We start from the raw sequence: 12,502 nt of genomic DNA, 5'->3' as shown, positions 1-12,502 counted from the left end.
TCTTTCAACGGTTCCTATAGTAACATGCTGAAAAAGAGTGTCAAGTTGAATTTAACCGTTTTTTTCCTCCTTGAGCGTATAACCTTATGGGTATGTAAGCGTAAACAAAACTTTTTTAAATAAATTTTTCTGCAAAAAAAAACGATTTTTTTTATAAAAATACGTTTATATAAAGAAAATCGGGGCATACTATATAGTTTGGACGTTAAATTTTTTTACGAAAAATAGAGGGATTTTGAAAACATTATTTGAACAATATAATAGGTTTGCTAAAATGCACCTATGTACCAGCATCTTGGTTTTTTTAGAAAAATTTACTTTTGATGTAAACCACGCAGTACTGTCGACATTAAAATAGACAAAACGACATACAATCTACGAAGTGTCTAAACATTATTGGAGGTTCTATTATGAAGAACAACTCGTTTTCTACAGTTCCATCGTCTTTAGAAGGAATAGAGAAACAGGATTTACACGTTGTGGGAATTGGCGCTTCTGCCGGAGGGTTAGAAGCTATTGAGCAGTTTTTCGCTAATATGCCTTCACCAAATGGAATGGCGTTTATTATTGTGCAGCACCTTTCCTCTAAATATAAAAGTTTTATGCCAGAACTTTTAGCAAAGAAAACAGGAATGAATATCGAACTGACACAAGACGGGATGACTTTACAAGAAAACACAATTTATTTAAACCCTCCCCATCATTATGTAACCGTGATTAATCATACTCTTCGCCTTCGTCCTTATGAAGAAAATGATCAGGTAAAGTATCCAATTGACACCTTTTTTCATTCTCTTGCTGCCGCAAAAAAACACCGGTGTACAGCCATTATTTTATCAGGAAAAGGAAATGATGGAACAGGAGGAGCAAAAACGATACGAGAGTACGGCGGCACTGTACTTGTACAAGGTGAAAGCACAGCAAAGTATAGAGATATGCCTGTAAGCGCTATTGATGCACACCTTGCTGATTATATTCTTTCTCCTGCTGATATGCCTGACCTTGTGCAAACGCATGTCAGTCAAACTGATTTTACATATAATGAAGAAACGCTGCAATATATTTATTCATTAATAAAGAAGAAAACAGGCATTGACTTCTCTATGTACAAAAAAAACACAGTGTTGAGACGACTTGAAAAGAGAATGGCTTTACTCGATCCCCCATCTCAAACCATGGAAGAGTACCGGGACTATTTATGTAAAGAGGCCGAAGAAATCGTCGAACTACAGCGAGACCTTCTGATTGGAGTTACACAATTTCTTAGAGATAAAGAAGCATTCTCTATTATTGAAGAACAAGTAATTCCTCAATTAATTGAAAGAAAGATTCATAGCCAAGAAGATGAAATCCGCATCTGGGTAGCAGGTTGTTCTACTGGTCAAGAAGCATACACATTAGCTATTTTGCTTCACGATTATTTATCAACAATCAACCGTTATTTCGATGTCCGAATCTTTGCTACGGACATCGATTGTCATGCAATCAAAAGAGCTAGTCAAGGTATATACGAAGAAGCGGAAGTTCATTCTTTCTCACCAGCTCAGATTAATGAATATTTTGAGCAAACAAAACACGGTGGTTACCAAGTTAAAAAAACAATCCGCAAAATGATTGTTTTTGCTCCACATAATATAGGAAAAGACTCGCCATTTGTAAATGTCGACTTAATTAGCTGTCGAAATATGATGATTTATTTTCAAGCTGAACTGCAGCAGCGCATCTTGTCTCTTTTTCATTTTTCTTTGACAGAAGAAGGCGTACTTTTTTTAGGTCCTAGTGAAACAACAGGCAATTTGTCTGATTTGTTTCGTCCTATCAATAGTAAGTGGAAAATATTTAAGCGTTCCGGACAGGCTAGCCGGCAAATTACAGGTGCTTTTAACCTTTCAAAAGTAAAATTGCATGAAAGTGATTTTTCTAGCGCGCCTCTGCCTAGTCAACTTTATAAACCGCTTCCTTCACTTCAACTAGATGAGATGTATCAGTCAATGATTGATCACTTTATGAGTCCTTGTCTTGTATTAAATGAATACAATGAAGTGATATTTTGTTCAAAAGAAGCAACTCAGCTTATTAACGTTCCTATAGGGAAAATTAATTATACTATTTTCAAAATGGTTCCTGTTCACGTTTCTTTAGCCATTGGAGCAGCTATTAAACGAGTAAAAGAACAAGGTATGAGCGTATGCTGTCAGCACATTGAGTTTGTCATAAATAATGTTCAGCGCCGTTTTAATATTACGATATCTGCTCTTCCAACAAATCACTCTCTTTACTTACTTATGTTTGATGAACAGACAGACGGTGCTATTATTGATAAAGAAGAGCCCCTGTTTCTTAATCAAACAAGCTCTATTAGTGAGCTTGTAGTAGATTTAGAACAAGAGCTTCATTACACACAACAACATTTGCAAACGACGATTGAAGAGCTAGAAACAGCAAATGAGGAGCTAAAGTCCACGAACGAAGAACTGATCGCTTCTAACGAAGAGCTGCAGTCCACAAATGAAGAATTGCAGTCTGTTAATGAAGAATTAATCAGTGTTAACAACCAATACGAGCGGAAAATTGAAGAATTAACGGACTTAAATAACGATATTGATAATTTATTAATTAGTACAACTATTGCCACCATCTTTTTAGATGAGCAACTGAATATTAAATTATTTACGCCCGAAACGAAAAAAGTAATCAATGTTCTTCATCAAGATATCGGAAGACCTTTCTTTCATATCTCACATAACTTTAGATATGATCATCTAATAGAAGATGCAAGGCATGTTTTAAGAACAAATAATACGCTTCAAAAAGAAATTCAAAGCTACGATAACCAATGGTACAGCATGAAAATGATGCCTTATCGTACGAATGAGAATCTAATTAACGGGGTAGTTATTACGTTTATTAACATTACAGAAATTAAACGATCAAATGAAGAATTGGCTATTACATCATTTGCAGTAGCTCATAGTCCTACAGGCATTTTCATTACGGATCATCAAGGTAAAATTAAGTACATTAATCAAAAATTTATGGAACAAAAGCATGCGCCGCAGGAGGTATTTGGGCTACATCTCTATGACTTATATACCAAAAAGCTGGGTGTTAAAAGATTCCCTAAAATTTGGAACGAAGTGTACAGAGGAGAAAAATGGAACGGAGAAATTTCCTACGTTCAAGAGGATGGAGAAACCGTTTGGGAACAGTTAGCGTTGATGCCTGTTAAAAATGTTCAAAATGAAATCATCCATTATATCGGGCTAAGCGAAGACATTTCTCAGCGCAAACAGTCGGAAATGATGCTCAAAAATTCAGAGATGCTTTCAGCACTTGAACAGCTTGCTGCTGGCATTGCCCATGAAATACGAAACCCTCTTACATCATTAAAAGGCTTTTTACAGCTTATGATGCAAGAAGAAGCGTATAAAAAAGAATATATGGATGTCATGATGTCAGAGTTTAACCGCTTAGAACTGATTATTAGTGAACTGCTCATTTTAGCTAAACCCGAAGTCGTAAAATATGAAAACAAACAGGTGAATTTAATTCTTCAAGACGTGTGCACGCTGTTGCATACACAGGCTATTCTTAAAAACATTACCATTTCAACCAATTTTGAAGAAAAATTACCCGTCGTTCACTGTATTGAAAAAGATATAAAACAAGTATTTATCAACATAGTGAAAAACTCTATTGAAGCGATGGATGACCCAGGGTCTATTCTGGTAGTATCTAAATTTGATCCAGATACAGATCAAGTAGTCATCCAAATAATAGATGAAGGAAAAGGCATGCCGAAAGATCGATTAACACGAATTAGCGAACCTTTCTATACAACAAAAGAAAAAGGAACGGGATTAGGATTGATGGTAAGTCACAAAATCATAAGTAATCATAAAGGAAGCATTTCATATGATAGTGAAGAAGGAAAAGGAACAACGGTAGAAATCCGCTTACCGCTTTCTTAATGTACTTTGTTCTTCTGTCGTAAGCAGTCAAGTTCCTGATCAATTAAATCTTGAATGTCAAACAAATGTGTAGAGACCAATTCAATATATTCTCCTTTGCCTGCTTCAATTACGTCTGAGCGGATAATGCTCAGGAGGTCTTGAATGGTTAGCACATTTGTTTTCATTTCTCGAAAATGACGCTGAAGATCGACTAGCTGCATTCTTTTCGCCGTTTCTACATCTGGTTCTCTTACTGAAAAATCTTGGTTTACTTGTGATGAGTCTTGCGTAAGCATAGAGCGAAACTGTTGAAGTGTTGATTGAACGCTCGTGATATGTTCATGAATAGGGTAGCAGAAAACGGCATGAAGCGAATGATAGGCTTCAGGCTTGAAATGAAAATCAAAAAGAGCAACAGGGTTAGAAAACGTGCGCATATTTACTTCTATTCGCACTTCTTCCTTCCCCTGAAGTGCTCTTTTTACTTTTTCTTGACTATCATCATCAACTAAATCTAAAAAGTTCTGAACAGTGGGAAGTTTTTCGTGACGCTTCGTGTAAATTCAATTATTTCGTTGTCTTTATTAAGCAAAAACATTGGAACCGGAATATGTTGAATCGGCAAACTGATCATATTTCTTCCCCCATTACTAGAATTTTATCTTGCTTCGAACTTTCTTTATTGTTGATTAGAAGCCATTCGTTAAAGGCTTGGATATGATATGGTTTTTGAAGATCCTGTAGCCGACAAATCGTGCGTATTGAGAAGCCTGCTGCCTACTAATACAAGAGGATTTTGCGGCATATTTTCAATCTCAGCAATATAATTTTATAAATCTGGCAGCAAATGTACTTGCGAGACAGACAAACATACTACGTCAGGGTACCACTTCTCAATACTTTTTAAAACGAACGGTAGCGGCAAGTTTGCTCCTAAGTTTTTAACTTCCCACCCTTGTTCATTTATAAGCCCTGCAATCATTTTAATCCCCAGGTAATGCTCTTCTCCTTCAATGCAAAAAAGAAGTGCTCGACGACGCTGAAGCAATGGCTGCTGTGAAAGCTGAAAGCGAGTTAACACATAATCACAAGTCGCAGTAGCCAAATGCTCGTCTGCTACTGAAATTTTATTTTCTTGCCACCTTTGCCCTATTTCATACATCACTTCTGTCAGAAATGTGTATATGCTAGTTGAAGAATGACCTTCTTCTATATATAGCAATGAGCAGCCAGCTCTTTTGAACGTCTCCTTCTAGCAAAGAGTCAGCTAAAGCCGCGACATTACGAGAGTAAACGATAAGATCACACTCTTTTCTTAAAGTTACAATAAGTCTCTAGGCAAAACTTCCTTTTTACAGGATGGACAAAATGCGTAGACGCCTTTATTTTCATCGTAATCTACGTTCATCGGCTGCTTGCATGCTTTACATACACCATGTACGTAGTTTAAATATTTTTCTATTAGTAAACGTGTTGCCCCACTTGTTTTCCCGCAATAATAACAAATAAACCTTACTTTTCCTTTTTTTGTTATCTCTACTTCTCGCATATGCTGACAAGATTCACAGCGATCCCAGCTGTGAAGGTACTTCCTCAAAGAGTAGTGCGGTTTATTTGTTTCTATATACATTTTCGTTTCTTGATTTCTCGTTTTATCTTCCGTAAAGTCAATTGACCGAATAAGCTGCTTCGCGCCTAGCTTTGACTCAATTCTAGCTGCCATAAACGCTTCATTCTTTCCGCCATAAGGCATATTAATCCATATAGTGGATTCATCGATGATAAGCAGCGACATCGGAACAGCAGATGAAATGACACGGGCACCGCCAATTCGAACTTCTTTTGGTTCATGTGTAAGAACGGTCATTTCACCTTTAAAAAAATTCAGCATATCCCATATTTCTTGAGGGACAAGCGAAGCATAAGGAATACATAATAAAATCTGCTGCCGAGCTTGAGATAAGTCTTTTTTTAACTGACTGCTGTTAGATGGATGATACCAAATTAATTTTGGATGTTGAATCACTTCTTTTAAAAATTGCTGAGGTTGGTATACTTTTTGATTTTCGTTAAAGTGATTCACTAACTTCCATAACGCTCGTTCCTTTGGTACACGTTGTTGGATAAACGCTTCGTCTGAAATCATAATAAATTTACCTTTTGAACGCGTCACCGCTACATTTACTAGTCGGTCGCTATTTTCATTTGTTAAAAGTAAGCCTAGTTTCGACTGCGGCTTTGTATCAACCGTGTCAAAAATCATTATATCTCGTTCAGCACCTTGAAATTTGTGTACAGTTGCTGCAATTATATCGCTAGTTGGTTCAATGTCTTGAAGAAATGCATTAATCAATTTAGCCTGAGACTTATAAGGGGTAACATAGCCAAGATTAGCCGAAGAAGCTTTTCTTGCTCGCAGCATCAAACTTACCGCCAAAACAGCCGTTATCACATTATAGCGTGAGCCAGAAGCAACATCTCGCATAGCGGAAGAATGCAAATGACCAATGTTAAGCATAAGCGCTGCTTCATGAGCAAACGGCCGGCTGCTTGCCACTACTTCTCGATTTGTAACAGAGTGATGATCTGCTACTCGGTTGCTGTAAATATAGCGATTTGTAAAAGCTGAGATATCTTTATGCATTCTTCTTTGTTTCGTTAACATAAAAAGATGGGAGTGCATCTCACCGCTTTCTACTTGTTCCACAAGACCCGTCTGTTCAAATAAATCTTGCTGCAGCCACTTCTTCACTTCAGTGTGAGAAGATTGAGATATCGGGGGAAGCTGTTTAAAATCGCCGCATACAACAATTCGTTTTCCTAACGTGGCTGCAAAAGCAATTTGCGGCGCATACGCCATGCTAATTTCGTCTACCACAACCATATCAAATTCACTTTGATAAAGTAATCGGTCAATAGCCGCTTTTGATAAAGTAGTGCCAACAATATAAGCTTGATCAAAAACATTTTTCTCCGCTTCAATCCACTTGTTACGAAGGGCGCTTAGCTTTTTGTTAACTTGCTGAAGTTGATGAGCTCTATTCGGGTACCTACTTAAGTAAACTCGCTCTTCTTGTAAATGACGCATCTCCTGAGCTAAATCTGGATCATCTTCTTCAATTACTTCTTCTACTTTAATATTTTCTAAGCCGCTGCTTTTTGTTGCTCCGTATCGAATGAGTTTTCCTTTTTTCCAAACTTCTTTCTTCTTCAGCTGACGGGCAGTTTCTTGAAGCAAACCATCCACCGCTGCGTTACTTTGAGATAATAAAAGGATCCGCTTTGATTTCCTGTAGTAGCTTGCTGCAATTTTGGAAAGTGTGTATGTTTTTCCTGTTCCAGGAGGTCCCCAAATATACGTGGTACGGTTATAACGCGCTCGTAACAGCACTTCATGAAGAGCATTCTTAGGCGTATGCTCCTTATGACGAACAGGACTATCGCCTCTCATAAGACGTTTGATTCTCACTACTTTTTGTTTGTAATCTTTCGCTTCCGTAAGTCTATCAATAAGAGCCTGCACTAATTCCCACGGTTCGTTATATATATCGAGTTCGTCTACTTCTTGTCCAATAAATGTATCTGTTTTAAGGTACAAATCAAAGCCTTCCGTTCCGATAACTTCTCCTTTACTCTCTTTATGCTGGTGGATAAGGCGCACCTGGGCTCCATCGAAAAGGTATAAATCGGCTGTGCGTTCAAACCGGTAAAGGTACGCATCCCCCTGCTGCCCTAAGTACTCTCCTTTTCCTACCGTATACTTTTCTCCGCCGTGTTTCTTCATATAGTTAATCTCAATGGAAAGTGCACGCACCCATCCTTTTAAATATGAAGAGATAGAGCGTTTTTTCATAGATGTCTAACTCCCTTTTATCCGTTCATTTCTAACTTGTCTATTCTATCATGTCATTTGAATATAGCATAGCTTCTTTCTCCTTCATTTTTTTGAAAGCAGAATACGTTTTTTACTGCCCTATCGCTATAGACAAATTAAGACTTTTTTCATGATAATCGTAGAAAAAGTGCATTTTTTGCAGATTTTTTGCGTTTTTTCTATAACTTTAGACGTATTGTTACAAACTTGTAATATAAAACCCACCTTTTTGTCATGAGTTTGTTACATATTGCTGATAGAATAAGAGACAACTATTGGGAATAAAGGAGAAATATTAGATGAAAAAACATATTTTTACATTAGGGGCAACAGCTTTAGTATCAATTGGAATCGCAGACGCAGCATCGGCTGACACAGACACGCATAAAGTAAAAGCTGGAGAAACGTTATTTAGCATTTCACAGCAGCATAATGTAACAGTTGAAGATTTAAAAAGGTGGAACGGTCTTTCTTCCACACTAATTTATGCAAACCAAACATTAAAAATCGGCTCTACATCTACTGACTCTTCATCTAGTTCAACTCCAACCACGACAACTTCAAATCATACATATACAGTAAAATCAGGTGACACGCTTTATCGTATCGCTAAAAATAACGGTACTTCTGTACAGCAGCTAAAAGAGTGGAATAATTTATCTAGTCATTTAATTTATGTGAATCAAGTACTAAAAATAAGCGGAGCAGGAACGGTTTCATCAGCACCTGTGCAGGAAAAAACAAACGAAACACAAACATCCCCGGCTCCGAGCAACAGTAAAAGTTACAAAGTTCAGCCTGGAGATACAATGTGGAGCGTAGCACAGCGACACGGCATTTCAATTTCTCAATTAAAACAGTGGAATAACTTATCGTCTAATACAATTTATATTAACCAAGTGCTACAAGTAGGTGGGCAAGCAGCAGCTCAGGCGAAACCATCAACGCCAGCGACTACTGCTCCTTCAATCCCATCGACTTCAACACCGGCACCTGCTCCAGCGCAGGAAAGTAAGTCGGTTTCAAAAGAGATTACGGTTGAAGCAACAGCTTATACTGCTTACTGTGCGGGCTGCAGCGGAATCACTGCTACAGGCATCGATTTAAGGTCAAATCCTAATCGAAAAGTAATTGCAGTTGATCCTCGCGTGATTCCATTAGGTTCTCGTGTATACGTAGAAGGTTACGGAGAAGCGATTGCTGGAGATACTGGTGGTGCCATTAAAGGTACTCGCGTTGATTTATTTATGGCATCACAAAGCTCTGCTTTAAATTGGGGACGCAAAACGGTAAAACTTCAAATTTTAAATTAATCACTAAAAGCAGAAGCGTATTAATCGCTTCTGCTTTTTAATATTTTTTCAAACATAATCATATCAATAGCTTGTAAGCCATTCTCATAAATCGGTGGAACGTACTGCAAAAAGAAATTCTTTTTTACACCTGACTCATAAAAGCCTGCCTTTTTATAAAATGCTATGTTTTCAAGACTGGAATCCGCTGTTCCTACAATCATTTTAGAATACTGGTTACGTTCATACAATACTTGTAGCTTTTTAATGACTTTGCTGCCGATTCCTTTTCCTCTGTATGCTTCTTTTAAGCTGATATTCTTTACTTCTACTGTCGCTTTCTTTTCATCCATGAGGCACTGTACAACCCCTATCTCCTTCTTTTCATACACAATGGTAAATAAGGCACCTTCGTTTATATATGACTTCACCATTTTTTCGTCTTCATCACCTATTAATAACAGATTCAAATAGGAAGCGCGCCTGATTTTTTCAATTTCAATAAGGTTAATGCTCATTTTTATCCTCCAAAAAATAAATCAAGAATATTGCTGCCTCTTGAAGATGATTTATTATACAGCTCCGAATACCCGCAGCTGGTGCAATATACAATCGTAAAGTGATTGTGCTGAACATCTAAGTATCTAGACAGCCCTGTGCCTATTGTAGCAATTTCTTTTGTTTTTGCTTCTGTGTGTCCACATTTTATACAACCGTTTTTCCCCATGTTCATACTCCTTTTTAAACCAAATACTTTCTTACTTATATAAACGGATACAAAAGGAAAAAGTTTCATTTAATTTACAAATAAAGGAATAAAGAAAACCACATCTTCCATTACTTAGGAATATAAGATGCGGTTTCTTACTTTTAGTACCAATGTTATAACTACACACTGAGTTTCTATGACAGTAGTTCTCTTTTCATAATGTCAACGTTTTTTTGATGACATTGTGCAGTGAAATCAGATGGAAACGCCAGTTTATCATTTAACTCATCAAGCGCCTCTTTACTATCTTCTTTCACAGCAGCTTGCAGTTCATCTAAATAAGAGCTGGCCATATCGACTCGTCTTTGAATCTCAGCTCTGTGATGTGTCGTTTTCCCGTGCCCAGGAACTAGCGTTAAATGTTGATGCTTAGCTAAAATGTGTCGAGCAGTAGCAAGCGTGTCGCGGTAATCGTTTACACTTTCATATATGTACGGATATTCAAAATCAGATAAATAATCCCCTGCGATCCATATCGAATTATTGACAATCATGAACAGTCCATCGTTCGTATGACCTTTTGCAAAATAACATGTAATAGATGTTTCGCCTAAGGTAATGTGCTGTTCATTTTCGGTTATGACAATATCCAGTTTCGGGAATATAATATCATGAGATCTTTTTATATAATAGTCATGATCAAACTGCTTAATCATTTGAACTTTTTCTTCTTTGTCAGGATGATGTTCTAAAAATTTGCTTCCGATAAAGGTAGCATTTAATCCTAAGAAGGCGCCATATCCAATGACGTGGTCAAAATCTCCGTGAGTAAAAAATACATACAGTTTACGCCGATTTAAGATTGTTTGAACATGTTGTTTAATTTCATTAATTTCATGAGGAAGCCATGTTGGATCGACAACGATTACACAGTCTTTTGTTTCAATCACTGCCGATGTTGTTTGAAATAGTGCGCTTTCAAAAACCGTCATTTGCTCCGTTTTATATTGAATCATAGAGAACAGCTCCTTATTTTTTCTATCACCTTTATTATATCGGAAATAGAAACATAACGGCGCGTATTGCGTTTTATAAAACGAAACTATGCAAGATGTGATAAAATGCGGAACCAGCCAAACAATGAAATCCAAATAGGAATACTAAATAAGGTCCCCCAAAATAAACCTTTCAAAAAGTTCCCTTGATTCATTCTGATATTCCTCACCTTCAAAATATGTTGGTTCTTAGTCTAGCTCAGCTTAATGAAATTTTAGTGAAAAATAAAAAAGAAGCAGTCGCTTCTTTTTTATTTATTATAAAATTGATGATCGTACTTAATTTTCGGCAGCTCGCGTACTTCCTGCGACATTTCTGTTCCGCACATCGGACAATTATAATCAACCGTAACAAAATCTTCTCTCATCCATCCATTACATGATTCAGATTGACACGCATATACATTCGTATCCATCATTTGATTTACTTCTTCTTCTACGGCTTTTTTTGCAAAATACATGTGCACAGCTCCCTTTTTTTCTTAGTATATGTAAAATTCCCATTTTTTATTTACGGCTTACTTACTTTTTAATCCCGCGTTATTGGACACCACTATTTAATTGTGTATAATTAAATAAAAAACAATAGATTGGAGGCGACATGAATGGAGCAACTGTATAAGCAGCTACAGCTAGAAAATCAGCTTTGCTTCTCAATTTACGCCACATCTCGAGAAATTACAAAGGTGTACAAGCCGCTGCTCGATAAATTAGGAGTAACCTATCCGCAGTATTTAGCCCTCCTTGTTTTATGGGAACATGAAACGCTCAGCGTAAAAAAAATGGGAGAACTTCTGTATTTAGATTCAGGTACCCTGACACCTATGTTAAAAAGAATGCAGGATCAAGAATTAGTGATTCGTCAGCGTTCTCATGAAGATGAACGTGTCGTTTTTATTAGTTTAACCGAAAAAGGAAAAAAATTACGCGATAAAGCTTGTCATATTCCAGAAGAAGTTTTTAGTATGACAAATAAGTCACAAGGAGAATTAGAAAAGCTGAAAGAAACGCTGCAGGAGTTATTGCAGTCATTGCATACGTACAATCAAAAATAGACCTTATAAAATTGCACATAAAAAACGCTTGGATTTAGGACGAATCCAAGCGTTTTTTTACTTACTCAGCCGTTGTATTTAACGTTACGCTAACATTTCCACGCGTTGCTTTAGAATAGGGACAGAATTGATGTGCATCTTCTACTAGCTTCTCCGCTACTTCTTGTGAAACGCCTTTGATATGAGCGTTCAACACCACGCCAATTTTAAAGCCATCATCAGTTTGGTCTTTTAGTAGACTTACTTCTGCAGTAATAGACGAATCAATATCTTTTTTTTGTTTTTTAGCGATTAAATTTAAAGCACCGTCAAAACAAGCAGAATATCCTGCTGCAAACAGCTGCTCGGGATTTGTTCCTTCTTTTTTGTTATTTGGAGAAGGATTTACAAGGGTTAAATCAATAATACCATCATCTGATTTAACTCGACCATCTCGGCCTCCAACGGCTGTTGCTTTAGATGTAAATAGTACGTCTGACATAAGATCACCTCATAGATTATTTTATGTAATTTCATTGCAAACAATTAAAAAGTTCGCAATCAAATTCATTTTGTAATCATATC

At 36.9% G+C, this 12,502-nt stretch carries 11 protein-coding genes; 3 read left to right on the top strand and 8 right to left on the bottom strand.

What is annotated here, in order from left to right:
* The first annotated feature begins 410 nt into the window (after positions 1–410).
* Positions 411–3,971, top strand: coding sequence for a CheR family methyltransferase (locus ACLHDF_RS18900; RefSeq protein WP_413920228.1), 3,561 nt, complete (start codon positions 411–413; stop codon positions 3,969–3,971).
* Here ACLHDF_RS18900 and ACLHDF_RS18895 read toward each other — a convergent pair.
* From ACLHDF_RS18895 to ACLHDF_RS18885, 3 genes are all read right to left on the bottom strand, one after another.
* Entirely contained in the window at positions 3,968–4,408 is a 441-nt protein-coding gene (locus tag ACLHDF_RS18895; protein ID WP_413920227.1) for a hypothetical protein, read from the bottom strand. The two genes, ACLHDF_RS18900 and ACLHDF_RS18895, sit on opposite strands and share 4 nt — an antisense overlap.
* A 374-nt stretch (positions 4,409–4,782) precedes the next feature.
* The gene (locus ACLHDF_RS18890; protein WP_413920226.1) at positions 4,783–5,175 is read right to left on the bottom strand and encodes a B12-binding domain-containing protein; all 393 of its coding nucleotides are present in this window, start codon (positions 5,173–5,175) and stop codon (positions 4,783–4,785) included.
* Between the two features lie 99 nt (positions 5,176–5,274).
* A complete protein-coding gene (locus ACLHDF_RS18885; protein WP_413920225.1) occupies positions 5,275–7,806 on the bottom strand; it encodes an AAA domain-containing protein in 2,532 nt (843 codons plus the stop codon).
* 320 nt (positions 7,807–8,126) lie between these two features.
* On the opposite strand from ACLHDF_RS18885, the gene ACLHDF_RS18880 reads away from it, so the two are divergent.
* On the top strand, positions 8,127–9,140 hold the full coding sequence (locus ACLHDF_RS18880) for a LysM peptidoglycan-binding domain-containing protein (protein ID WP_413920224.1): 1,014 nt from the start codon (positions 8,127–8,129) through the stop codon (positions 9,138–9,140).
* Positions 9,141–9,160: 20 nt separating this feature from the next.
* Here the strand turns inward: ACLHDF_RS18880 and ACLHDF_RS18875 are convergent, their stop codons facing one another.
* The 4 genes from ACLHDF_RS18875 to ACLHDF_RS18860 form a co-directional block, all read right to left on the bottom strand.
* A complete protein-coding gene (locus ACLHDF_RS18875) occupies positions 9,161–9,637 on the bottom strand; it encodes a GNAT family N-acetyltransferase (RefSeq protein WP_413920223.1) in 477 nt (158 codons plus the stop codon).
* 2 nt (positions 9,638–9,639) lie between these two features.
* Positions 9,640–9,846: a zinc ribbon domain-containing protein gene (locus tag ACLHDF_RS18870; protein ID WP_413920222.1), complete on the bottom strand. Its 207-nt coding sequence runs from the start codon at positions 9,844–9,846 to the stop codon at positions 9,640–9,642.
* Between the two features lie 176 nt (positions 9,847–10,022).
* A complete protein-coding gene (locus ACLHDF_RS18865) occupies positions 10,023–10,844 on the bottom strand; it encodes an MBL fold metallo-hydrolase (RefSeq protein WP_413920221.1) in 822 nt (273 codons plus the stop codon).
* 290 nt (positions 10,845–11,134) lie between these two features.
* Complete coding sequence (locus ACLHDF_RS18860) at positions 11,135–11,344, bottom strand: cold-inducible protein YdjO-related protein (protein WP_413920220.1); 210 nt, start codon at positions 11,342–11,344, stop codon at positions 11,135–11,137.
* 144 nt (positions 11,345–11,488) lie between these two features.
* On the opposite strand from ACLHDF_RS18860, the gene ACLHDF_RS18855 reads away from it, so the two are divergent.
* On the top strand, positions 11,489–11,938 hold the full coding sequence (locus tag ACLHDF_RS18855) for a MarR family winged helix-turn-helix transcriptional regulator (protein ID WP_013083086.1): 450 nt from the start codon (positions 11,489–11,491) through the stop codon (positions 11,936–11,938).
* 61 nt (positions 11,939–11,999) lie between these two features.
* On the opposite strand, the gene ACLHDF_RS18850 is transcribed toward ACLHDF_RS18855, so the two are convergent.
* Positions 12,000–12,419 (bottom strand): organic hydroperoxide resistance protein, encoded by a 420-nt coding sequence (locus tag ACLHDF_RS18850; protein ID WP_413920219.1) that lies wholly within the window; start codon positions 12,417–12,419, stop codon positions 12,000–12,002.
* Positions 12,420–12,502 lie beyond the last annotated feature (83 nt).

It is taken from the genome of Priestia megaterium (assembly GCF_046599315.1).
GTDB classification, from domain to species: Bacteria; Bacillota; Bacilli; order Bacillales; family Bacillaceae_H; genus Priestia; species Priestia megaterium_F.
Note: the sequence above shows the minus strand (reverse complement) of the source record. Positions and strands in the feature narration are given on the sequence as shown.

What these genes read in the sequence shown, in the direction of transcription:
- ACLHDF_RS18885 (WP_413920225.1), bottom strand. Translation starts at nt 7,806, where the DNA reads ATGAAAAAACGCTCTATCTCTTCATATTTAAAAGGATGGGTGCGTGCA.
- ACLHDF_RS18870 (WP_413920222.1), bottom strand. Translation starts at nt 9,846, where the DNA reads ATGGGGAAAAACGGTTGTATAAAATGTGGACACACAGAAGCAAAAACA.
- ACLHDF_RS18850 (WP_413920219.1), bottom strand. Translation starts at nt 12,419, where the DNA reads ATGTCAGACGTACTATTTACATCTAAAGCAACAGCCGTTGGAGGCCGA.
- ACLHDF_RS18875 (WP_413920223.1), bottom strand. Translation starts at nt 9,637, where the DNA reads ATGAGCATTAACCTTATTGAAATTGAAAAAATCAGGCGCGCTTCCTAT.
- ACLHDF_RS18855 (WP_013083086.1), top strand. Translation starts at nt 11,489, where the DNA reads ATGGAGCAACTGTATAAGCAGCTACAGCTAGAAAATCAGCTTTGCTTC.
- ACLHDF_RS18865 (WP_413920221.1), bottom strand. Translation starts at nt 10,844, where the DNA reads ATGATTCAATATAAAACGGAGCAAATGACGGTTTTTGAAAGCGCACTA.
- ACLHDF_RS18880 (WP_413920224.1), top strand. Translation starts at nt 8,127, where the DNA reads ATGAAAAAACATATTTTTACATTAGGGGCAACAGCTTTAGTATCAATT.
- ACLHDF_RS18900 (WP_413920228.1), top strand. Translation starts at nt 411, where the DNA reads ATGAAGAACAACTCGTTTTCTACAGTTCCATCGTCTTTAGAAGGAATA.
- ACLHDF_RS18860 (WP_413920220.1), bottom strand. Translation starts at nt 11,344, where the DNA reads ATGTATTTTGCAAAAAAAGCCGTAGAAGAAGAAGTAAATCAAATGATG.